Here is a 26,175-nt window from a genome sequence, read left to right on the forward strand (position 1 = left end):
CTATTCCGATATGCCGAATTCATCCGTCTGATGTCCCGCCGGCCCGTCGAGCGCGGCCGCCAGCGCGGGGCCGATCACCGCCAAGGCCTCGGGATTGGCCATGCCCAGGTGATGGGTGTCGACGTACGTCTGCGACACCTCACCGCCCACGTACGGCCGCCACGCCTGCGCGACGACGGCGGGATCGTCCTTGTCGGCCGTCGCGACGAAGACCTGCAGGTCGCCGTCGAACCGGTCGGGTCGGTATCCGATCACCACGTCCTCGGCCGACGAGAAGCTGTCCATGATCCGCTGAACCTGCTCGGGGTCGAACAGGCCCATTCCGGCGATCTGCGCGCGGACCACTTCCACGACCTCCTCCGGCGTGCTGGCCTGGAGGTCGTCGCCGAGGTCGAACAGCTCGCGCCAGCCGCCGAGCAGGTCGGCGACCACGGTGCCGTCAGGGTCTTCGCCGTCGGTCGACGCCGCCTGGTCGACGACCCCCGCCGAGTCGGCGACCCCTGCCTCGGCGACGCCTTCCTCAGCGACATCGGCCTCAGCGACATCGGCCTCGGGGGCTTCCGGAACCGGTGCCGCGTCCATCACGCCGAGGTAGGCGACCTCCTCGCCGGCGGCCTGCAGTCGGGTGGCCATCGCCTGCGCGATGACGCCGCCCACGGACCAGCCGAGCAGGTGGTACGGACCGGTCGGCTGCACCGAGCGGACCTCGGCGAGATAGCGGTCGGCCCACGCCGCCGCGTCGCCGGACATCTCCTCGTCGGCGACCACGTGCGGATCCTGCAGCCCGTAGATCGGCCGATCGGCGAGGAAGGGCACCAGCCCGCCGTAGAACCACGCCAGCCCGCCGGCCGGATGCACGCAGAACAGCGGCGGTCGGCCGCCGTCGGCGCGCAGCGGCAGCAGGACGCGGTTCGCGGCCGCCGACTCCGAGGCCAACTGTTCGGCCAGTCCCCGCGCCGTCGGCTCGGCGAACAGCGCCGCCAGTTCGACGTCGGTGTCGAGGTCGCGGCGCAACCGTTCGACGATCCGCACCGCCGACAGCGAGTTGCCGCCGAGGGCGAAGAACGACGCCGTCGCCGATACCTCGTCCACGCCCAGGACGTCTGCGAAGGCACGGGCGATCACCTGCTCCCGGACGCCCTCGGGCGCCTCGTGGGCGACCGCGGTGACCGTGGGATCCGGTGCGGGCAGTCGGCCGCGGTCGATCTTGCCCGCCGCATTGAGCGGGAACTCGTCGAGCACGGTCCACACCGTCGGCACCATGTACGAGGCGAGCTCGCCGGAGACCGACTGCTGGGCGGCGGCCGCGTCGACCGAGCCGGGTGTCACGTAGGCGGCCAGGTACTTCTCGCCGCCCGCCGCGGCGGCGACCGCGACGGCCGCGCCGGTCACCCCGGGTGCGCGCATGATCGCGGCCTCGATCTCGCCGAGCTCCACGCGCTGACCGCGCAGCTTCACCTGGAAGTCGGTGCGGCCGAGGTAGTCGATCTCGCCGTCGGCGGTCCACCGGACGAGGTCGCCGGTGCGGTACAGCCGTGCGCCGGTCCCGAACGGGTCGGCGACGAACCGCTCGGCGGTCAGGTCCGGGCGCGCGGCGTAGCCGCGGGCCAGTTGGACGCCGCCGAGGTAGAGCTCACCGGGGACGCCCGGCGGCACCGGGTGCAGCCGGTCGTCGAGGATCCAGGTGGTCAGGTGCGAGACCGGTCGACCGATGGTCACCGGGCGGCCCGCCTCCACCGGCTTGTACGTCGCGATGACCGCAGCCTCGGTGGGCCCGTAGAGGTTGTGCGGGGCCGAGTCGGGCCACACCGTCAGCAGTCGGTCGACCAGCGGCGCGGGGAAGGCCTCGCCGCCGACGTCCAGCGATCGCATCGAATCCATCGCGGCGAGCTCGTCGTCGTCGAGGACCTCGAACATCGTCGACAGCATCGACGGCACGATGATCGCCGAGGTGACCCGGCGCCGAGCGAACTCGGCGGCGAGCGCCCGGGGATCGCGGTGCGCGCCGGGGGCCGGCAGCACCAGCGAACCGCCGGAGAGCATCGGCCGGAAGTACTCGACGACGCTCGGGTCGAAGGTCGGCGAGACCGCCTGGGCGTACACGTCGCGGGCGGTGTAGCCGTGGATCACCGCATCGTGCCGCAGTTGCGTGACGATCGACCGGTGCGAGACCGTGACTCCCTTGGGCCGTCCGGTCGATCCGGACGTGAACAGGGTGTAGGCGGCGCCGTCCGCCGGGACGGTGCCGAGGTCGAGGTCGGCGAGCGTTGCTCCGGACCCGCTGCGCGCCGCGGCCACCAGTTCCCGATCGTCGACCTCGACGACCTCGGCGCCGAGCTCGGCCGCCACCGCCCGCAGGTCGGCGGGCGCGTCGGGTGCGACGACCAGCACGCGGACGGCGGCCGTCGACAGCACGTGCCGCAGTCGGTCGGCGGGAGCCGCCGGATCGACCGGCACGAACTGGCCGCCCGCGACGGTGATCGCGTACGCCGACACCGGCAACGACACCGACCGGTCCAGCGCGACCGCCACCGCGGTCTCGCCGGTCACGCCCGCGGCTCGGAGCCGTGCCGCGGTCGCGGCGACGGCCCGGTCGACCTCGCCGTAGGTGAGTTCGGCGTCGACCGACAGCAGGGCGGTCGCGTCCGGCGTCGCCGCCACGCGGGTCCGCACCAGGTCCGCGAGGGTCCGATCGTCGGGGCGATCGGTCAGATCCAGTCCGTGCGACCACTCGCGGATCGCCCGCGCCTGCGGGCCGGACAGGACTGCCGCGTCGCCGACCGGCGTCGCCGGGTGATCGACCAGCGTGGTCAGCACGGCGAGCAGTCGGGAGGCGAAGGTCGCCGCGGTGGCCTCGTCGAACAGATCGGTCGCGTACCGGACCGAGCCGAGCCAGGGTCGTCCGGCCTCGGTGACGGTGACGTCGACGAGCAGATCCATCTCGATGGGCGCCTCGTCGTGCGCGAGCGGGGTCGCCTGCAGGTCGCCGACCACCGGCACCGGGCCGCGCCCGGTGTCGCCGGCGTCCTGTCGCACCGACAGGTACACCTGTGCCAGCGGCGCGAAGGATTCCGAGCGGACCGGGTCGACGGCGTCCACCACGGCCTCGAACGGCGTGGTGCCGTGCGAGAAGGCCGCCAGGTCCACCTCGCGCACGCGGGCCAGCAGCTGCTCGAACGATTCGGCGCCGTCGATGCGGGTGCGGAGCACCAGCGTGTTGACGAACATGCCGACCAGGTTGTCGAGCACGGCCTGGCCGCGGCCCGCGACCGGCGTGCCGATCGCGATGTCGTCGGTGGCCGCCAGTCGGGACAGCAGGGCACCGAGCGCCGCGTGGATCACCATGAACGACGTGGTACCCGAGGTCACCGCCAGCCGGGCGATCTGCTCGCCCAGATCGGCGGGCACCTCGAACTCCAGGCGTCCGCCGCGCTGGCTCGCGACCGCCGGACGGGGCCGGTCGCTGGGCAGTTCGAGCACGTCGGGCATGCCCGCGAGCTCCTCGCGCCAGAACGCGAGCTGGCGTCCGACCACCGATTCGGGGTCGTCGACCGAGCCGAGCTCCCGGTGCTGCCAGATCGCGAAGTCCGCGAACTGGACGGGCAGCGGGGTGAAGTGCGGTGCCTGACCGGCGACGCGGGCCGCGTAGGCGCCGACCACGTCGGCAAGCAGCACCCCGAAGGATTCGCCGTCGGCCGCGATGTGGTGCAGGACCACCGCCAGGACGTGTTCGCCGTCCCCGGCGGGGAGCACCCGCACCCGGACCGGCCACCGGTCGGACAGGTCGAAACCGCCGGTGACGGCCGCCTCGATCTGCTCGGGCGTGTCGACCACGGCCCAGTCGAGGCCCTCGTCGACCGTCGCGGCATCGTCGATCACCTGGATCGGTTCACCGTCGGACAGCGGGAACGTGGTCCGCAGGATCTCGTGGCGCACGACGACGTCGACCATCGCGGCGCGCAGCGCGGCCAAGTCCAGGCCGCCCGACAACTGCACCACGATCGGCAGGTTGTAGGCCGCGGAGGTCCGGTCGAAGCGGTTGATGAACCACATCCGCTGCTGCGCGAACGAGAGCGGGATCGATGCCGGCCGCGGGGTGACCGCGGTGATCGGGGCGAGGGCGACCTCGCCGACGGCCGCGGCGGCCGCCAGCTCCCGCACCGAGGGTGCGTCGAAGACGTCGCGGACCGCCAGTTCCACACCGAGGGCCTCGCCGACGCGTGCGGCCAGGCGCATCGCCGACAGCGAGTTGCCGCCCAGATCGAAGAACGACTCGGTGACGCTGACCCGTTCCAGCCCGAGCACGTCGGCGAAGACGGTCGCGACCGCTTCCTCGGCCGCGCCCTCGGGCGCGGTGTACTCGTCGACCACGGCGGCGAAGTCGGGTGCCGGCAGCGCCTTGCGGTCGAGCTTGCCCGCGGAGTTCAGCGCGATGTCCTCGAGCACCGTCCACACCGTCGGCACCATGTAGCCGGGCAGCGCGTCGGCGGCGACCGCCCGCACCGCGTCGAGGTCGATGTCCTCGGCGCCGCCGGACAGGTAGCCGACCAGGTGCTGCGAGCCGCCGGGGCCGTCGACGACGGTCGCCGCGGCGTGCACCACGCCCGGCGCCGACGCCAGCACCGACTCGATCTCGCCGAGCTCGATGCGCAGGCCGCGCAGCTTCACCTGGAAATCGGTGCGGCCCAGGTACTCCAGCCGTCCGCCGGGCAGGCGACGAACCAGGTCGCCGGACCGGTAGAGCCGCTCGCCCGGGGTGAACGGGTCGGCGATGAACCGCTCGGCGGTCAGGTCGGGGCGCGCCGCGTATCCGCGGGCCAGCTGCACGCCGCCCAGGTACAGCTCGCCGGCGACCCCGTCGGGGACCCGGTGCAGACGCGAGTCGAGCACCACGGCGGAGCTGTTCCACACGGGCAGTCCGATCGCGACGGCCGTCGCCGAGGCGTCGATCTCCTCGATCCGCTCGTAGGTGATCTCCACGGCGGCCTCGGTGGGCCCGTACAGGTTGTAGAACAGCACGTTCGGCAGCGCCGCACGCAACTGTCCGGCGACCGCCGGCGGCAACGCCTCACCGGTGGTCGAGACGATCCGCAGCGAGGTCATCGCGGCGATCGCCTCGGTGCCGACGAGTTCGCAGAACACCGACAGCATCGACGGCACGAAGTGCACCATCGTGGCCCGCGTGTTCTCGATTGTCTCGGCCACGTACAGCGGGTCGACGTGCCCACCCGCCTTCAGGACCACCAGTTCGGCGCCGACCATCAGCGGCGCGAACAGTTCGGGGACCGAACAGTCGAAGGTGTACGGCGTCTTCTGGACCACCACGTCGGTACCGTCGATCGGCAGCTCGTCCAGACCCCACCACAACCGGTTGACGACGGCCTCGTGCGTCAGCGTCACGCCCTTGGGCCGACCCGTCGAACCCGACGTGAACAGCGTGTACACGGCGTGCTCGGGCCGCAGCGGCGCGCGCCGCTCGGCGTTGGTGATCGGCCCGGCACCGGTCTCGACGGCGGTGCCCGCGTCGACGGTGAGGACCGTCGCGTGCCCCAGCCCGGCGGGCCGGTCGCCCGCCGCCACCAGGACCACGCGCACATCCGCGGTCTCGAGCATGTACTCGACGCGATCGGCGGGGGCCTGCGTGTCGAGCGGCACGTACTGGCCGCCTGCGGCGACGATCGCGTGGATCGCGACCATCATCTCCACCGACCGGTCGATCGACAGCGCGACCGCGGTCTCCGGTCCGACGCCTGCGGCGATCAGCTCGCGGGCCAGCGCACCGACCCGGTCGCCGAACTCGCGGTAGGTGACCTCGCGGCCCTCGAAGCGCAGCGCGATCGCCTCCGGGGTGCGCGCCACCTGGGCGGCCACCACATCGGCGACGGTTCGGCGGCTGACCGCCACCTCGGCGCCGTGCTCGGTGCGTCGTACCGTCTCGACGTGGTCGCCGAGCAGGTCGACGTCGCCGACCGGGAGCGCCGGGCGGTCGGTCACCGCGACGAGCATCGCGACCACCCGCGCCCCGAGCTGCTGCACGGTGTCCTCGTCGAACAGGTCGGTCGCGTATTCGACCGATGCCGTCCAGGGCTCGTCGGCGGCGCCGACGGACACCTCGAAGGTGAGGTCGGCCCGGGCGGTGCCGGTCGGTGCGGCGACCGGTTCGATCGACATCTCGCCGAGGACGTTCACCGCGTCGGCGTCCACATTGCGCTGGTTGAAGAACAGCAGGATCTGCGCCAGCGGCGCGAACGCCTCGGAGCGGACCGGGTTGAGCTCGTCGACGAGGACCTCGAAGGGCAGGTCGGCGTGACCGAACGCATCGAGGTCGCCGCTGCGGACGGCGTCGAGGAGCCCGGCGAAGGACTGGGCGCCGTCGACCTCGGCGCGCAGCACCAGGGTGTTGACGAACATGCCGATCAGCGGGTCGAGCACGGCCTGACCGCGCCCGGCCACCGAGGTGCCGATCGCGATGTCGGTGCTGCCCGACAGCCGCGACAGGACCGCCGCGAGCGCCGCATGGAAGACCATGAAGGGCGTCGCCCCGTGCGCGCCTGCGAGGGCGTGCACGGCGGTGACCAGGTCGGCCGGGATCTCGAAGGCGGTGCGATCACCGCGCTGGGAGGCCACCGAGGGTCGCGGGCGGTCGGTCGGCAGCGCCGAGACCTCGGGCAGGCCCGCCAGCCGCCGCGTCCAGTAGGACAGTTGGCGACCCAGCACCGACGACGGATCGTCGGCCGAGCCGAGGACCCGGTGCTGCCACAGGGCGTAGTCGACGAACTGGACCTCGAGCGGCGCGAACTGCGGGGCGCCGCCCTCCGCACGCGCGGCGTACGCGGTCACCAGATCGGTGACCAGCGGACGCAGCGACTCGCCGTCGGCGGCGATGTGGTGCAGGACCAGCGCGAGGACCGTCTCGTCCGCGTCGACCTGCCACAGCCGCACCCGCAGGGGCCACTGGGCGGTGACGTCGAAGCCGGCCCGCGCCGCGTCGAGCACCGCGTCCAGGCTGCCGACGAGCCGCCAGTCGAGCCGCTCCGCGATCTGCGCGACGGGGGCGATCACGGCGACCGCCTCACCGTCGACCGCCGGGAACGTCGTCCGCAGCACTTCGTGGCGGGCCACCACGTCGGCGACGGCCGCACGGAGCGCGTCGACGTCGAGCGGTCCGCGCAGACGGAGCACGGCCGGAATGTTGTAGGCGGGTGAGACCGCGTCGAACTGGTTGATGAACCACATCCGCTGCTGTGCGAACGACAGCGGCAGCCGCTCCGGCCGCGGGGTGACCGCGGTGATCGGCTCCAGTCCGGCGCCCCGGCCCGCGATGTGGCCGAGGAGGTCGCGGACGGTCGGGGCCAGGAACAGGTCCCGCACCCCCACCTGGGTGCCGAGTTCGGTGGCGATCCGCGCCGCCAACCGCATCGCGGACAGCGAGTTGCCGCCCATGTCGAAGAACGACTCGGTGACCGAGACCCGGGCGGCGCCCAGCAGGTCGGCGAACAGGTCGGCCAACAGGTGCTCGGCGTCGTCGGCGGGGGCCACGTACTCCTGGTCGGAGCCGCCGAAGTCGGGCGCGGGCAGGGCCCGGCGATCGATCTTGCCCGCGCTGTTGACGGCGAGGTCGTCGACGACGGTCCACACCGTGGGCACCATGAACGCGGGCAGCGACGCCGTGACCGACGCCTTCACCTCGTCGAGGTCGATCGTCGACGGGGTCAGGTAGGCGACCAGGTGGTCGGCGCCCGCCGGCGAGGCGGCGACGGCCGCGGCCGCGAGCACCACGCCGGGCGCCCCGGTGAGGACGGCCTCGACCTCACCGAGTTCGAGGCGCTGACCGCGCAGCTTGACCTGGAAGTCGGTGCGACCCAGGTACTCGATCTCCCCCGCGGTGTTCCACCGGACCAGGTCGCCGGTGCGGTAGAGCCGCGAGCCGGGCGCACCGTACGGGTCGGCGATGAAGCGTTCGGCGGTCAGGGCCGACTGCCGCGCGTAGCCGCGCGCGACCTGCAGCCCGCCGACGTACAGCTCACCCGGCATGCCGACCGGAACCATCCGCAGCCTGCTGTCGAGGACGTAGCCCTCCGAGCCCGCGATCGGCCGTCCGATGGTGACCGCACCGGTCGCCCGGTCGAAGGTCTGGACGGTCGAGAAGATCGTGGTCTCGGTGGGTCCGTACTGGTTGTGCAGGGTGAGGTCGGGCCACAGTCCGGTGACCGCGGCGGCGACCGCGGGCAGCAGCGCCTCGCCGCCGGTGTGCAGGTGCCGGATCGAAGCGATCCACGCCGGATCCTGATCGGCGAGGACCTCGGTCATCACCGCCAGCATCGACGGCACGATCATGGCCGAGGTGACCCGCCATCCGGCGACGGCGTCGCGGAGGACGAACGGGTCCCGATGGGTCCCCGGCTCCAGCAGGACCAGGGAGCCGCCGCTCATCACCGGGCGGACGAACTCCAGGACCGATGGGTCGAACGTGTACTCGAGCACCTGTAGGAAGACGTCGGAGTCGTCGAAGCCGTAGTACTCGATGTCGGCGATCGCCTCGGCCATCAGCGCGCGGTGGGGCACGGTGACGCCCTTCGGCCGGCCCGTGGAGCCGGAGGTGAAGATGGTGTAGGCGCCGTTCTCCGGTCGCGGCGCAGCGAGCCGTTCGGCCGGCTCGAGGATCGCCGGCTGCGTCGGATCGACCGGTGCCGCCGCGTCGACGACGGTCACCGGCAGCGCCGACGCCCGCGCGGTGTCGGCCACCGCGGTCGTCGCAGACGCCGCCGACACCAGCAGCATCGCCGCCCCCGACGTCGACAGCAGGTACTCGGCGCGGTCGGCCGGGGCCGAGACGTCGACGGGGACGTACTGGCCGCCGGCGGCGAGCACCGCGTGGATGGCGACCATCATCTCCACCGACCTCGGCACCGAGACGGCGACGGCCACGTCGGGGCCGACACCGGCCGCGATCAGGTCGCGGGCCAGGCGCGCGGCGCGCGCCGCGAGCTCCCGATAGGTCACCGTGCGCTCCCCCGCGATCAGCGCGGTCGCCTCGGGGGTCCGCCGTGCGAGGTCCATCAGCAGGTCGGCGGCGGTCTCCGGGCCCGGTCCGGGCTTGGCCGGATGGGACCATTCGCGCAGGGCCGCGGCCCCCGCCTCGTCGGCGAGGTCGATGTCCGCGATGGGCGATTCGGGGGCGTCCGCGATCCGCTGCAGCACCGCGACCACCACGTCGAGGAAGACGCGGGCCTGGGCGGCCGTGAAATCGCCCGGCAGGTACTTGATCTTGACGTGCAGGCGGTCGCCGGCCGGCGTGGTGCCGAGGTTGAGCGGGTAGTGGGTGAAGTCCCGGGCCGAGACGGCGCGGACGTCGAGTCCGGCCGCCGAGGTGTCGGCCCGCTCGAGGGATTCGGTGTCGACGGGGAACGACTCGTGCACGGTCAGCGTGTCGAACAGGACGCCGTGACCGCCGGCCGCCAGGATCTCCGGCAGCGTCAGGTACTGGTGGTCGAGGACCTTCACCTTGTCGGCCTGCAGTGCGCGCAGGACGTCGGCGATGCGCGCGTCCGGGTCCACGTCCACCACGGCGGGCAGCGTGTTGATGAACAGGCCGACCATCGTCTCGACCCCGTCGAGGTCGGCGGGCCGCCCCGACACGGTCTCGCCGAAGGTCACCACGCGGTTGCCGGTGAGACGCGAGAGCAGGACCGACCACGCGAACTGGGTGACGGTCGCGATCGTCACGCCCAGCGAGCGGGCGACCCGATGCAGCTCGGCGGTGAGCTCGGCGGGCAGGAGGACGTCCTCGTCGCGGGAGAGCATCTCGATCGCCCCGGCCTGGCCGGAGGCGACGAGCGTCGCGCCCTCGACCGGCGCCAGGATCTCGCGCCACGCCTCGACGGCCTCGGCCCGGTCCTGACCGGCGACCATGTTCAGGTAGTCGCCGAAGTCGGTGCGCGGGGTGAATGGCGCCCCGGTCGTGTACACGGCCATCACGTCGGCGAGCACCAGCGGCCCCGACCATCCGTCGAGGACGATGTGGTGGTTGGTCACCACCAGGGTCGCGGTGTCGCCGTGGCGGACGAGGCTGAACCGCAGCAGGGGCGGTGCGGCGAGGTCGAAGGGCGTCAGGCGCGCGGCGCGCGCGATCTCGTCGACGCGCTCGGCGACCTGCGCAGGCTCCAGCTCACCGAGGTCCACCTCGGACCACGGCACGTCGGCGTGCGGGTGGACCACCGAGACCACCGTGCCCGAACCGGTCTGGACGAAGCCGGACCGCAGCACGTCGTGGTGGGCGACGACCGCGTCGGCCGCCGCTTGCAGGCGCACCGCGTCGACGTCGCCGCCGAGTTCGATCCGCGCCTGCGCCACGTAGACGTCCACCGCGCCGTCGATCTGCGCGGCGATCTCGGCCTGGAAGTAGAGGCCGCCCTGCAGCGGCGACAGCGGCCGGACGAGCGCACCCGGGAAGCGGGCCGCGAGCGCGTCGAGGTCGTCCTGGGTCAGGTCGACGCCGGGCACGTCGGACGGTGACAGTCCCACTCCGCCGTCGACGGTCGCGGCCGCGGCGATCGCGGACAGTTCCTGCGACCAGCGGTCGAGCAGTTCGGTCATGTCGTCCGCCGCCAGCGCCCCCTCGGGGAACGCCAGGGAGGCGCGCAGCTGCCGTCCGCCGTCGACGGCGCCGACGGTCGCGGTGACCGTGACGAGCGCCTGCATCACCATGGCGCCCGCGGGCGACGGGGCGAAGCCCGGGCCGCCCGCCGGACCGAAGTCCATCGGGGCGGCCGGGTCGGCGCCCTCGGCCGAGCCCGCGCCGACGGCACCGAAGTAATTGAAGATGATCGACGGCAGCGGGCGCCGCGTCAGTTCGGTGTCGGCGCGGTAGCGCAGCCAGCCGAAGCCGATGCCGGCGTCGGGTCGGTTCAGCCGCTCCTCCTTCGCGGCCTTCACCGCGTGCACGGCGTCGTCGCTCGGGTCCAGTGCCATCGGCGCGATGGAGGTGAACCAGCCGACCGACCGCGACAGGTCGGCGCGCACCGGCGCAGCCCCCTTCTCGAGGACCTCCTCGTAGCGGCCGTGGCCTTCGGTGAGCACCGACACCGGTGCCGTGTCGGCGAGCCCGCGGGCACGCTGCCACGAGCGGACGGCCCGGGCCAGCGCGGCCAGCAGGATGTCGTCGACGTTGCCGCCGAAGGCCTCCGGCACCGAGGTCAGCAGGGTCTCGGTGATCTGCGGGTCGACCGCGACGCCGACGGTCGCCATCGTGTGCATGCGATCTCGCGTCCGGTCGAGCCGCACCCCGAAGTCGGTGGCGTGCTCGGGCAGTCGCGCGAGCCAGTGGTCGAGTTCGCCGCGGCGGTCGGTGAGCTGCGCCTCGAGCGCCGCCGACCAGGCCCGCTGCGAGGCGGAGACCTCGCGCACCCGCTGCGGGTGTCCGGCCGCTCGCTGAGCCCACACGGTCACCAGGTCCTCGATCAGGACCCGCCAGGAGACGGCGTCGACGCCGATGTGGTGGATGACCACGACGAGGCGGCCGACCCCGGCGGGGTCGGTGACCAGTTCGGTCTGGAACAGCGACCCGGTCGACGGGTCGAGTCGGCCGGCTGCGCGCGCATGCGCGGCCACCAGGTCGGCGTCGAACTCCGGCGTCCCGACGGTCGCCGACGACGCGGTCACCGCGATCGCCGAGGCCGGGTCGAAGTCGGTTCCGGCGACCAGTCGCAGACCGCCGTCGGCGCCGTGGTCGAGCCGCGCGGTGAGCATCGGGTGGGCGGGCACCACCAGGTCGAGGACCTCGGCGAGGTCGTCGCCGGTGAGTCCGGCCGGTGCCGCCAGCAGCATCGACTGCGAGTAGTCCGCGTAATCGCGTGCGGTCTCGGAGAACTCGACCATCCACGACACGACGGGCGGCACGATCATCTCGCCGGCGCCGGTCGTGGGGCCGCCGCCCGCCGGTTCGGCGAGCGCGGGCAGCGCGGCACCGGCGTCGGCGATGGCGCGAGCGATCCCGCGGACCGTCTTGTGCTCGAAGATCTGCCGCGGCGTCAGGTCCTGCCCCACCGCGCGCATCGCCGAGGCCAACTGGATCGACATGATCGAGTCGCCGCCGAGGGCGAAGAACGACTCGGTGGCCGAGAGCCGCTCCAGGCCGAGGACCGCCGCCATCGTCGCCGCGAGCTGCTCCTCCAGCGCGCCGATCGGCGCGACGTACTCGGACTGCAGCGAACCGAAGTCGGGTTCGGGGAGGGCGCGGCGGTCGATCTTGCCCGCGCTGTTGAGCGCGAGGTCGTCCAGCACGGTCCACACCGAGGGCACCATGTACGCCGGCAGTTCGGCTTCGGCGACGGTCCGGATCGCGTCCACGTCGACGGTCGCCGGGCAGACGTAGGCGACCAGGTGTTCGCCGCCCGCGGGTGCGGAGGCCACCGTGACGGCGGCCTTCACCACGCCCGGCGCACCGGCCAGCACCGACTCGATCTCGCCGAGCTCGATGCGCTGACCGCGCAGCTTCACCTGGAAGTCGGTGCGGCCCAGGTACTCGATCTGCCCGGACCGGTTCCACCGCACCAGATCGCCGGTGCGGTACATGCGAGCGCCCGGTGCGCCGAGCGGGTCGGCGACGAACCGGTCGGCGGTGAGGTCGCCCTGCGCGGCGTAGCCGCGGGCCAGCTGAACGCCGCCCAGGTACAGCTCGCCGGGCACGCCGACCGGGACCGGCTGCAGGCGGGCGTCGAGCACCAGCGCCTGCGTGTTCCACACCGGCTCGCCGATGCTCACCACGTCGGGGGCGTCGGACACGTCGGCCCAGGTCACCTCGACCGCGGCCTCGGTGGGCCCGAACAGGTTGTGGATCCCCACGTGCGGCAGCAGCGCGTGCGCCTTCGCGACGACGGCCGGCGGCAGCGCCTCACCCGAGGCGAACAGCCACTTCAACACGGTCAGGCCGCGGACACGGTCGGGGTCGACGACGTCGAGGAAGACCGACATCATCGACGGCACGAAGTGCACCGAGGTGGCGGCCGAGTCCTCGAGCAGACCGATCAGGTAGTCGGGGTCGGCGTGCCCGCCGGGACGCGCCACGACCATCGACGCCCCCGACAGCAGCGGCCCGAACAGTTCGGGCACCGACACGTCGAAGGTGTACGGCGTCTTCTGGATCACGCGGTCGCCGAGCGTCCACGAGAACACGTCCAGACCCCAGTGCAGCCGGTTGAGGACGGCGCGATGGCTGACGGTCACGCCCTTGGGTCGTCCGGTCGATCCGGACGTGAACAGGGTGTAGAGCGCGTGGTCGGGGTGCAGCGGCGAGCGTCGTTCCGCGTCGGTGATCGGCTGCGCCGACAGTTCGGCCTCGGCCGAGCAGTCGACGGCCAGGATCCGCACCGACGACCCGAGGGCGGCCACCGCATCGGGCGCGGCGCCCGCGACGAGGACGAGGCCGACGCCGGCGGTGTCGACCATGTATTCGACGCGGTCGGCCGGGGCCGCCGAGTCGATCGGCACGTACTGTCCGCCCGCAGCGACGACGGCGTGGATCGCCACCGCCATCTCCACGCTGCGATCGATCACGACGGCGACGGCTTCGTCGGGGCCGACGCCGGCCGCGATCAGTTCGCGGGCCAGGACGTTGACCCGCGCACCGAACTCGGCGTACGAGACACTGCGCCCCTCGAACGCGATCGCCTCCGCGTCGGGCGTGCGCGCGACCTGCGCGGCCACCTCGGCGGGCACGGTCGTCGCGGGCACCGCGGCCTCGGCTCCGGTCGACGAGGCCATGATCTCCCGGCGCTGCTGCGCGCCGAGGAGTGCGGCGTCGCCGACGGCCATCGCCGTGTCGGCGGTCAGCTGCCCGAGCACGCTGACGAACAGGTCGGTCATCGCCTGCGCGGTGGACTCGTCGAACAGGTCCGCGGCGTAGGTGAGGGCGCCGGACCAGTCGCCGTCGGCCTGGGTGATGACGAGGGTGAGGTCGCGCTGCGCGGCGATCTCGCCGCTGCCGACCGCGGTGATCGACAGACCGGCCACCTCGACGTCGACGCCGTCGAGGGAGGCCGACGGGTTGAACGAGAGCATCACCTGGGCGAGCGGCTCGAAGGCCTGCGAGCGCACCGGGTCGAGCGCGTCGACCAGGGTCTCGAACGGGATGTCCGCGTGCGAGTAGGCGTCGAGCGCCACCGTCCGGACCTGTTCGAGCAGGTCGCCGAAGGGCATCGAGGGCGTCACCCGCGAGCGCAGGACCAGCGAGTTCACGAACATGCCGACGACCGGGTCGAGGGCGCTCTGACCGCGCCCGGCGACCGGGGTGGCGATCGCGATGTCGTCGGTCGCCGACAGCTGCGCCAGCAGCACCGACAGCGCGGCGTCGACGACCATGAACGGGGTCATGTCGTATTCGGCGGCGGTGTCGACGACCGCGGCGGCCGTCTGCTCCGGGATCTGGAAGGTGACGGCGCCGCCGCGCGGGGACGCGACCTGGGGGCGCGGCCGGTCGGCGGGCAGTTCCAGCACGTCGGGGAGCCCGTCGAGCTGTCGGGTCCAGTACGCCAACTGCTTGCCGACCACCGACTCCGCGTCATCGGGCGAGCCGAGCGCCTCGTGCTGCCACAGCGCGAAGTCGGCGAACTGGACCGGCATCGGCGCGAACTCGGGGGCCCGGCCCGCCGAGCGGGCGGAGTACGCGGTGAGCACGTCGTTCAGCAGCGGTCCGGTCGACTCGCCGTCGGCGGCGATGTGGTGCATGACGACCGCGAAGACGACGGTGCGCGAGCCCGCCGAGTCCGGTTCGGCCTCCCACAGTCGGACGCGGATCGGCTGCTCGGTGGTGAGGTCGAAGCCCGAGCGCACCGCGGTCTCGAGTTCACCGAGGGTGTCGACGACCTGCCAGTCGAGCGTCGCGTCGACGTCGTCGGCGGGCGCGATCTGCTGGACCGGTCCGTCGGCGGTCTCGGGGAACAGCGTGCGGAGCACCTCGTGGCGTCGCACCACGTCGACCATCGCCGACCGCAGCGCGGCCTCGTCGACGTCGCCGGTCAGCTTCAGCACGGTCGGGATGTTGTAGGCGTCCGAGGTCGGGTCGAGCTGGTTGAGGACCCACATGCGCTGCTGCGCGAACGACAGCGGGATGCGCGCGGGCCGCGGGTCGGCGGCGACGATCGGCGGCAGTCCGCCGTCGCGGCCGGCGACGGCCGCCACCAGGTCCCGGACCGTGGGGGCCTCGAACATGTCGCGCAGCGACACGTCGACGCCGAGCGCCTCGCCGACGCGGGCGGCCGCGCGGGTGGCCGACAGCGAGTTGCCGCCGAGGTCGAAGTACGAGTCGGTCACCGACACCTGGTCGAGGCCGAGGAGGTCGGCGAAGATCCGGGCCGCCGCCTCTTCGGCGGGTCCGTCGGGCGCTACGTACTCGCCGACCTCGATCACCGGTTCGGGCAGCGCGTCCTTGTCGAGCTTGCCGATCGGGGTGAGCGGCAGCTCGTCGAGCACCATGATCGACGCGGGCACCATGTACGAGGGCAGGCGGGCGCCGGCGAGCTCCTTGACGCGCGCCACGTCGATCTCGGCGCCGGGCTCGGCGACGAGGTAGGCGGCCAGCGCGGTGGCGACCGAGCCGCCGATCCCGACGACCACGGCCGAGTGCACGGCCGGGTCCTCGCCGAGGGTGGCCTCGATCTCGCCGAGTTCGATGCGCAGACCGCGCAGCTTCACCTGGTCGTCGGCGCGGCCCGAGTACTCCAGTCCCCGACCGCCGTCGCTGCCGACCCGCCAGCGGACGATGTCGCCGGTCCGGTACATGCGTTCGCCGGGCAGCCCGTAGGGGTTGGCGACGAACGCCGTCGCGGTGAGGTCGGCGCGTTCGAGGTAGCCGCGGGCGAGCGCTCCCCCGGTCACGTACAGCTCGCCGATCCCGCCGGCGGGGACCGGGCGCAGGCGGTGGTCGAGGATGAGGACGCCGACGCCGGCCTGGGGCTCGCCGAGGGTGACCGGTTCGCCGACCGGCAGCGGCGGCGTGCCGGTGACCGTGATGGTCGTCTCGGACGGACCGTAGAAGTTCTGGACGCGACGCATCGCCGCCCACTGGTCCTTCAGCGGCTGCGGCAGCGCCTCGCCGCCGGTGACGACCTGGCGCACGGTCGGCACGGCCGCCGGATCGATGCTGGCCAGCACCGTCGGGGTGACGACCAGGTGGCTGATGGCGTTGCGGAGGATGTACTCCTCCAGCTCCTTGCCGCCGACCACGTCGTCGGGCCGGTAGATCAGGGTGCCGCCGGCCATCAGCGTCGGCAGGGTCTCGTAGAAGGTGATGTCGAAGCTGATCGACCCGAACCCGAGCATGCGGGTGTACTCGTCGGTGCTCGTCTGGTTCAACACGTCCCGGGCGTGGCTGTGGAGATGCCAGTTGGTGACGGCGATGCCCTTCGGGCGGCCGGTGGAGCCCGAGGTGAAGATCACGTAGGCGACGTTGTCCGGGCGGACGGGGGCGAGCAGTTCGGTGTCGGCGACGGGCGCGTCGCTGCAGCCGGCGAGTTCGGCTCGGACGGCCTCCGAGTCGATCACGAGCCATTCGCTGCCGGTGTCGGCGACGGCGGGGGTCGCCGAGTCGGTCACGCACAGCGGGACGTCGGCGAGGGTGAGCATCGCGCGCCGGCGATCGTCCGGGAAGCTCGGGTCGACGGGCGCGTAGGCCGCGCCGGTCTTGGAGATCGCGATCATCGCGGTCAGCAGGTGGACCGAGCGTCCCATCGACACGGCCACGATCGATTCGGGGCCGATGCCGCGGGTGATGAGCAGTCGGGCCAGCCGGTTGGCGGCGGCGTCGAGCTGGGCGTAGGTGTAGGCGGTCCCGTCCGGTCCCACCACGGCCTGGCGCGGGCCCCACTTGGTGACGGCCTCGGCGAACATCTCGGCGATCGACCGGGGTTCGGAGCCGGGGCCACCGGAGACCACGGCGTCGGATTCGACGACGATCTTGGCTTCGCGCCTCACGTCAGCGGTGCGGGCGCCGGTGGGCGCGGTGCGAACGCGGTCACCGAGGGTCCGGTCCCCGAACGACAGGTCGCCGACCGCGGTGAGCGGGTCGGCCGTGGCGGCCTGGAGCACCGCCACGAACTGCGCGGCGAAGACGGCGACCGTCGACTCGTCGAAGAGGTCGACGGCGTAGACCATGGCCGAGTGCCACGGTCCCTCGTCGGCGCGGCCGATGGAGACCAGGAGGTCGACCTTAGCCGGGATCTCCGGTGCCGCGACCGGCTGCACGCGCAGTCCCGCGACTTCGCCCTCGGCGAGTCGGGAGCCGGCGAGTTCGGGCAGCACGGACTGGTCGAGGGTCATCCACACCTGGGTGAACGGCGAGAAGGCCTGCGAGCGGAGCGCGTCGCTGTCGGCGACGATCGTCTCGAAGGGCACGTCGGCGTTCGCGAAGGCGTCGAGGTCGGTGCGGCGCGCCCGCTGGACCAGGTCGTCGAAGCTCGCTGCCGGATCGACTTCGGTCCGCAGGACGAGGGTGTTGACGAACATGCCGATGAGCGGGTCGAGGACCGGCTCGCCGCGGCCGGCGATGGGGCTGCCGACGGCGATGTCGTCGACGCCGGTGAGGCGGGCGACGAAGGCGGCGAGGGCCGCGTGCACCACCATGAACGGCGTGACACCGGCCGCGGTGGCGTACTCGGTGATGCGGTTGCCGACGGCTTCGGGGATCTCGAAGGCGAGGGCGGCGCCGCGTTGCGAGGCGACTGCCGGGCGCGGCCGGTCGGCGGGCAGTTCCACCAGTTCGGGGAGTCCGGCGAGAGCCTCGCGCCAGTAGCCGAGCTGGCGGCCGACGATCGAGGAGGGGTCCTCGACCGATCCGAGGACCTCGTGCTGCCAGAGCGCGAAGTCGGCGAACTGGACGGCCAGCGGGGTGAACACCGGTTCGGTGTCGGCGGCGCGGGCGCTGTAGGCGGTCACCAGGTCGGTCACCAGCGGCGTCGACGATTCGCCGTCGATCGCGATGTGGTGGACGACGACGGCGACGACGAATTCGCGGTCGGCCGGGGCCGCGTCGGCGTTCGCCGGGTCGGCCCACACGCGGGCCCGGATGGGCCAGTGCTTGGTGACGTCGAATCCGGTGCCGACGGCCTCGCGGAGTTCGTCGAGGTCGTCGACGACGTCCCAGTCGAGTTTGGCGCCGATGGTCGAGGCGCGGCCGATCTTCTGGTGCGGGGCACCGTCGGTCTCGGGGAACGTGGTGCGCAGGACTTCGTGGCGGGTGACGACGTCGACGACCGCGGCGTGCAGTGCGTCGAGGTCGAGGTCGCCGGTCAGGCGCAGGACGACGGGCTGGTTGTAGGCCGCCGAGGACGGGTCGATCTGGTTGACGTACCACATGCGCTGCTGCGCGAACGACAGCGGAATCCGCTCCGGCCGCGGCACGACAGCCGCGATCGGCGCCAACGCCGACCCCTTCGTCGCCGCCACCGCAGCCAACTCCCGGATCGACGGCGCATCGAACACATCACGCACCGACACCGACACACCCAACACCTGCCCGACCCGAGCAGCCACCCGCGTCGCCGACAACGAGTTACCACCCAGATCGAAGAACGACCCGGTCACACTCACTTGGTCGGCACCGAGCACATCGGCGAACACCCCGGCCACCAGCTCTTCCCGCTCACCCTCGGGCGCCACATACTCCGCCGCCTCGAACTCCGGCGCGGGCAACACACCACGATTGACCTTGCCCGACGGATTCAACGGCATCTCATCCATCACCACCCACGCCGTCGGCCGCATGTACACCGGCAACGCCTCCGCCAGACGAGCCTCCATCTCGGCCATGTCGATCGCCGACGCCGGCGACACCCACGCCACCAACTGATCACCCGTCGCACTCGGCAACACGGTGGCCGCGGTGTGCACCACCCCTGGCACCGACGAGATCACCGTCTCGATCTCACCCAACTCCACCCGCTGACCACGCAACTTCACCTGGAAATCCGTACGCCCCAGATACTCCAGCTCGCCACGGGCATTCCACCGCACCAGATCACCCGTGCGATACATCCGCGCACCCGGCTCCCCGAACGGATCAGCCACATAACGATCAGCAGTCAGATCCGCACGACCCGCATACCCGCGACCCACCTGAACACCACCGATGTACAACTCACCCGCAGTACCCACCGGCACCCGACGCAACCGACGATCCAACACCGCGACCGCACCATTGGAGACGACCGAACCGATCGGCACCGACGGATCGTCCGGCGACACGTGCTCCACGTGCTGACCCGAGATCTCGATGGACGCCTCGGTCGGCCCGTACAGGTTGACCAACATCGTCTCCGGCAGCCAACGCCGCACCGTCGCCGCCATCGCCGGCGGCAACGCCTCACCGGTGGTCGAGATGATCCGCAACGACGTGAGTGCGGCGACCCGCTCCTGGCCGCAGATGTCCAAGAACACCGACATCATCGACGGCACGAAGTGCGTCGTGGTGACGCCCGCCCGCGCGAACTCGTCGGCGAGCGCCAACGGATCCAAATGCACATCCGGCGCCAGGATGACGATCCGCGCACCCACCATGAGGGGCGCGAACAGTTCGGCGATCGACACGTCGAACGTGTACGGCGATTTGAGGACCACCCGATCGGTCTCATCGATCGGCATGGCACCCACTCCCCACCACAGCCGGTTGTTGATGCCGCGGTGCTGGGTGGTGACGCCCTTCGGCCGACCCGTCGACCCCGACGTGAACAACGTGTACATCGGATTCTCGAGACGCAGCGGGCCGGTCCGCTCGGCGTCGGTGACCGGCGGCGCAGCCAGATCCACCGCGCCGGAGGCGTCGACCGACACCACCGGCAGACCGTGCTGCTGCGCCGAGCCGATCACATGCGACACGAGGTCCCGATCGGTCACCAACAGCAACGCCGAACCGGTGACCTCCAACATGTACTCGGCACGCTCATCCGGCGCATCGACCGCGATCGGCATGTACTGACCACCAGCCGCGACCACCGCATGAATCGCCACCACCATCTCCACCGACCGCGGCATGCACAACGCCACCGTCACATCCGGACCCACACCCAGCCCGATCAACTCACGCGCCAACGTCGCAACCCGAGCACCGAACTCCCGATACGAGACCTCACGCTCACCGAACACCAACGCCACCGCCTCCGGCGACACCGAGACCTGCTCGGCGATCACCTCGGTCAGCAGCCGCTCGTCGAACTCCACGATCGGTCCGTGCTCGAAGGCCTCGAGCTCACGGCGTTCGCTCTCGTCGAGGATCTGCAGATCGCCGATGGGCGCCATCGGGTCGGCGAGGACCTGGTCGAGGACGCCGACGAGGGTGTCGAGGAGCCTGCGGATGCGGGGCTCGTCGAACAGGTCGGTCGCGTAGATGAGGTTGAGGTTCCAGTCCTGGTCCTCACCGCCGGTCTGGACGGTGAGGTACAGGTCGAGCTGTGCGCGGGTGACCGCGGTGTCGACGGGCGCGATGGCGAGCCCGGCGATGTCGACGGAGTCGGCGGCGCCGGCGCCCGGGTCGAAGTTCAGCTGGACCTGGGCGAGCGGGGCGAAGGCCTCGCTGCGCACCGGGTCGACCGCGTCGACGACGGCTTCGAAGGGCACGTCCGCGTGCGCGAACGCGGCCACATCGGTGTCGGCGACCTGCCGGACGAGTGCGTCGAAACCGGCACCGCCGTCCACCGACGCCCGCAGGACGAGGGTGTTGACGAACATGCCGACCAGCGGATCGAGCACGGCGTCGCCGCGGCCCGCGACGGGTGTCGCGATCGCGATGTCATCGGCGCCGGCGATCCGGCTCATGGTCGCCGCGAGGGCGGCGTGCATCACCATGAACGGGGTGACCCTGCGTGCATGCGCGTAGTCCACGATCGCCGCGGCGGTGGTGGCCGGCAGTGCGGTCATCAGGTTGGCGCCGCGGCCGGAGGCCACCAGCGGCCGGTGGCGGTCGGTCGGGAACTCGAGCACGCCGGGGAGTCCGGCGAGCTGCTCGGTCCAGTAGGCGAGCTGCTTGCTGACCACCGAGTCGGGGTCGTCGGCCGAGCCGAGGACCCGATGCTGCCAGAGCGCGAAGTCGGCGAACTGGACGGCCAGCGGCGCGAAGGCGGGGGCCTGGCCCGCGGCGCGGGCCGCGTAGGCGGTGATCACATCGGTGACCAGCGGTCGGAGCGACTCGCCGTCCATGGCGATGTGCTGGCTGATCGCAGCGAGCACGTGCTCGGTCTCCGAGATCGGCCACAGCACGATCCGCAGCGGCCACTGCGCGGTGAGGTCGAATCCGCGGGTCGCCTGGGCCTCGATCTCTTCGCGGGAGGTGACGACGGTCCACGGCAGCGACGACTCGATCTCGTCGATCGGGTGCACCAGTTGGAAGGCTTCGCCGTCGATCTCCGGGAAGGTGGTGCGCAGCACCTCGTGGCGGGCCACCACGTCGACGACGGCCGCCCGCAGTGCGGCCACGTCGAGTGCGCCGGTCAGGCGCAGCGCGATCGGCACGTTGTAGGTGGCGTCGCCCGGGTTGAGTCGGTTCAGGAACCACAGCCGCTGCTGCGCGAACGAGAGCGGCACCCGGTCCGGGCGCGGCTGCGCGGTGATCGGCGCGAGCGCGCCGGTACCGGCGTCGACGGTCGCGGCGAGTTCGCGGACGCTCGGGTTGGTGAACAGATCGCGCACGGAGACGTGTGCGTCGAGCGCCTGCCCGACGCGGGCGACCACCCGGGTGGCCGACAGCGAGTTGCCGCCCAGGTCGAAGAAGGATTCGACGACGCTGACCTGTTCCAGCCCGAGCACGTCGGCGAAGACCGCGGCGATGCCGGCCTCGATGTCGCCGACCGGCGCGACGAACTCCCCGAGCCCGGTCAACGACTCCGGGATCGGCAGCGCCTTGCGGTCGAGTTTGCCGTTCGCCGTCAACGGCAGCGTGTCGACGGCCACCACCTGGTCGGGGACCATGTAGCCGGGCACCGCCCGGCCGACGGCCGAGCGCACCGACGACGGATCGATCTCGTCGCCGTCGTCGCCGACCACGTATCCGATCAGCAGTTCGCCGCGTCCGGGCACCTCGACCACCCGCGCCGCGGCACCGGAGACGCCGGCGGCGCCCAACAGGGCGGCCTCGATCTCGCCGTACTCGATGCGGAAGCCGCGCAGCTGCACCTGCGCGTCGCCGCGGCCGAGGTACTCGATGTCGTCGCCGACCCGCCGCGCGAGGTCGCCGGTCCGGTACAGCCGTGATCCGGCCGGGCCGAACGGGTCGGCCACGAACCGTGTCGAGGTGAGGCCGGAGCGATGCAGGTAGCCGTGGGCCAGCTGTCCGCCGGACACGTACATCTCTCCCGGCACGCCCGCGGGCACCGGATGCATGCGGTCGTCGAGGATGTGGATCGCCAGCGACGCCAGCGGGCGGCCGATGAACGAGCCGTCGCCCGCGGAGACCGTCGCCCGGTCGAGTGCGCGGAACGACACGTGCACCGTGGTCTCGGTGATGCCGTACATGTTGACCAGCTGCGCGGTGTCGTCGGGGAAGGCGTCGAACCAGCGGCGCACCTGTTCGAATCCGAGTTCTTCGCCGCCGAAGACGACGTATCGGAGAGACAACTGTCCCCTGAAGTCGCGACGCGCCTCGCTGAGCTGGTAGAACGCCGAGGGCGTCTGCGACAGGACGCTCACGCCCTCGTCCGAGAGCAGGGTCAGGAAGGCGACCGGATCGCGGGCCAGATCGCGGTCGACGATCACCAGCCGGGCACCCGAGAGCAGCGGACCCCACAGTTCCCACACCGTGAAGTCGAAGGCGTAGGAGTGGAACATGGTCCACACGTCGTCGTCGCGGAACTCGAAGTCGCCCGCGGCGGTGTCCATCAGCGTCACCACGTCGCGGTGGCTGACGACGACGCCCTTCGGTCGTCCGGTGGAGCCGGACGTGTAGATCACGTACGCCGCCGCGTCGGCCGGGACCGACACCGGAGCGAAGGCCGCGCCGTCGGCGTTCAGGTCGGCGACGTCGAGCACCGACACCGACGCCCCCACCGTCGACCACAGGTCGTGGTCGGCCACCGAGGCATCGGTGAGGACCACGTGCACGCCCGAGTCGGCGACGATGAACGCCAACCGTTCGGCCGGGTTGGAGGTGTCCAGCGGCACGTAGGCCGCACCGGCCTTGAGCACGCCCAGGATCGAGGCCACCAGGTCCGTCGAACGGCCGGTCGCCACACCCACCAGATCGCCCGCGCGGACGCCGCGCGCCACCAGGCCGGCGGCGATCGCATCCGAGCGCTCCGCCAAGGCGGCGTAGGTCACCGACGATCCCTGCGCGGTGACGGCCGTCGCCGCGGCGCGTCGCGTCGCCGCCGCGGTGAACAGCTCCACCAGCGAACGGTCCGCGTTCACCGTCTCGCACACGGGCGCGGGCAGCTCGGCCTGCGCCTGGACTTCGGCGCTGCTGCGCAGGTCGATGTCGCCGACTGGCGTCGACACCGAGGCGACGGCCGAGGTCAGCAGGGTGACGAACCGGTCGGCGATCGACTGCGCGGTCGTCGGGGTGAACAGGTCGGTCGCGAAGACCAGTCGGCCGGCGTAGCCGCCGTCGGCGTCGCGGGCGACGACGAAGTTGAGGTCGGCCTTGGCCGATTCGGCGCCGGCGTCGACCGGTTCCACCAGCAGGCCGTCGACGGCCATCGGTTCCGGATCGTGCTGGTCGAAGGTGAACAGCGTCTGGGCCAGCGGGACGAAGGCTTCGCTGCGGACCGGGTTGACGGCCTCGACGACGTGCTCGAAGGGCACGTCGGAGTGGCTCAGTGCGGCGAGGTCGACGGCGGCGGTGTCGGCCACCGTGTCGGCGAACGACTTGCCCGAGTCGATCCGGGTCCGCAGCACGAGGGTGTTGACGAACATGCCGACGACCGGGTCGAGGACGCTCTGGCCGCGGCCGGCGATCGGGGTGCCGACGGCGATGTCGTCGGTGCCCGACAGTCGGGCGAGCAGGCTCGCGATCGCGGCGTGGAGGACGGCGAACTCGGTGGTGCCGTGCGCTCGGGCGAGGTCGGCGACGGCCGACCGGACGGTGCCCGGCAGCGTGAACGCCACCGAGCCGCCGGCCATCGTCGCGACCGCGGGGCGGGCGAAGTCGGTCGGCAGGTCGAGGACGTCGGGCAGGCCGGCGAGCCGGTCGCGCCAGTAGTCGAGCTGGGTTCCGGCGATCGACGACGCGTCGGCGGCGTCGCCGAGGACGGCTCGCTGCCACAGCGCGTAGTCGGCGTACTGGACCGGCAGCGGCTCCCACGCCGGCGCCTGCCCGGCGGTGCGGGCGGCGTAGGCGGTGAGCAGGTCGGTCAGCAGCGGCGCCATCGACTCGCCGTCGGCGGCGATGTGGTGCAGCACGAGGACCAGCACCACTTCGCCCGCACCGAGGTCGATCAGGCCGCCGCGCACGGGGAACTCGCGGGCGACGTCGAAGGGCCGGGTGGCCCATTCGGCCGCGGTGCGGTAGGTGGCGTTCTCGTCGGCCGCCGACAGTTCGGCCCATCCGATGGAGTCGAATGCCGCGGCGGCGTCGGCGATCTCGGCCGTCACCGTGCCGTCGTCGGCCTGACGGAAACGGGTGCGCAGCGTCTCGTGTCGCGCCATCACATCGTGCACGGCGGCGGCGACGGCCGCCGAATCGATCCGGTGGGCCGCGTCGGACGCGACGAGCCGGACCGCGAACGGGATGTTGTAGGAGGCGGCCGGGGCGGCCGACTCGGTGAACTGGTTCAGGAACCACATGCGCTGCTGCGCGAACGACAGCGGCAGCTGCGCCGGGCGGGGCCCGGCGACGATCGGCGGGAGTGCGGCGGCCGCGCCGGTCACCGCTGCCGCGAGTTCGCGGACGCTCTGAGCGTCAAAGACGTCGCGGATCGAGACACGCACGCCGAGAGCGTCGGAGGCACGGGCGGCAAGCCTCATCGCCGACAGCGAGTTGCCGCCCAAGTCAAAGAACCGCTCAGCGACCGAGACTCGCTCGACCCCCAGAATCTCGGCGAACACCGCCGCCACCGCCGACTCGGTTTCGGTCTCGGGTGCCACGTACTTCGCCCGAGTCACCGAGAAATCGACCGGCGGCAACGCCTGCCGATCCACCTTCCCCGATGCGCTCAAGGCGATGTCCTCGACCATCATCCATACCGTCGGGACCATGTAACCGGGCAGTTCGGCGAAGGCAGCGACCTTCAATGCCTCCACATCGACATCGGCCGGGGATATATAGGCCACCAATTGGTCGATCCCGTCCGGACCGGTCGCGACGATCGTCGCCACGCGATCTACCTCCGGCACCGCCGCCAATACCGACTCGATCTCACCGAGTTCGACGCGCAGGCCACGCAGCTTGATCTGGAAGTCGGTACGACCCAGATAATCCAATTCACCATCGACATTCCATCGGACCAGGTCGCCGGTGCGGTACAGCCGCGAACCGTCCGCCGCGAAGGGGTCGGCGATGAACCGATCCGCTGTCTGACCAGGCATTGCACCGTAACCACGACCGACTGCCACACCACCGATGTAGAGTTCACCGGGCACCCCCACCGGAGCCAACCCCAGCCGATCGGTGAGCACGTACAAGTCCACGCCAGGGATCGCCCGACCGATCGGAACAACACCGCGTTCACTGACGGCGACCTCATGGAACGACACGACGTCACAAGCCTCGGTGGGACCATAACTGTTAACAACACGCAGGCCACCGTCGATCAACGCCCGCAACGGTGCCAATTTCACGACTTCACCGCCCAGGAACAGGACCCGTACCGCCGCCAACGCTCCCGCGTCATCTGCGTCGACGATCGTCTCGAACGCCGACGGTGCCAAGTTCATCACCGCGACACGCTCAACGGCCACCGTCTCCACAATCTGCCGCGGATCGAACACCGTGTCAGCCAGATGCACTGTCGCACCGGACGCCAGCGCTGCCCACACATTCTTCTGCGTCAGGTCGAACGTCGGCGCCGACGCGATCAACACGCCCTCACCAACCGACAATCCCAACTGACCCCGGTACCACGCGACTGTGTTCTCCACACCCGACATCGGCACCATCGTCGGCTTCGGCCGACCAGTTGATCCCGATGTCGAGATCACATAGCCCAACTGCTGCCGATGCTCCAGCACCACCGGCAACGAAGCGATGGTCCCCTCGGCGAC

Annotated in this window: 1 protein-coding gene (only partly in view); it reads right to left on the bottom strand. The window is 71.8% G+C overall.

Features of this window, described 5'->3' with window-relative positions; translation table 11 throughout:
• A protein-coding gene (locus AAFO60_RS05960) for a non-ribosomal peptide synthase/polyketide synthase (RefSeq protein ID WP_347955252.1) crosses the window boundary here: on the bottom strand, nt 1–26,175 show its 3' portion. Its footprint extends 8,262 nt past the window's final position; only the last 26,175 of its 34,437 coding nucleotides appear in the window; its start codon lies beyond the right edge, outside the window; it ends in the stop codon at nt 1–3.

Origin of the sequence: Gordonia aichiensis (assembly GCF_039946255.1) — a bacterium.
Classification (GTDB): Bacteria; Actinomycetota; Actinomycetes; order Mycobacteriales; family Mycobacteriaceae; genus Gordonia; species Gordonia aichiensis_A.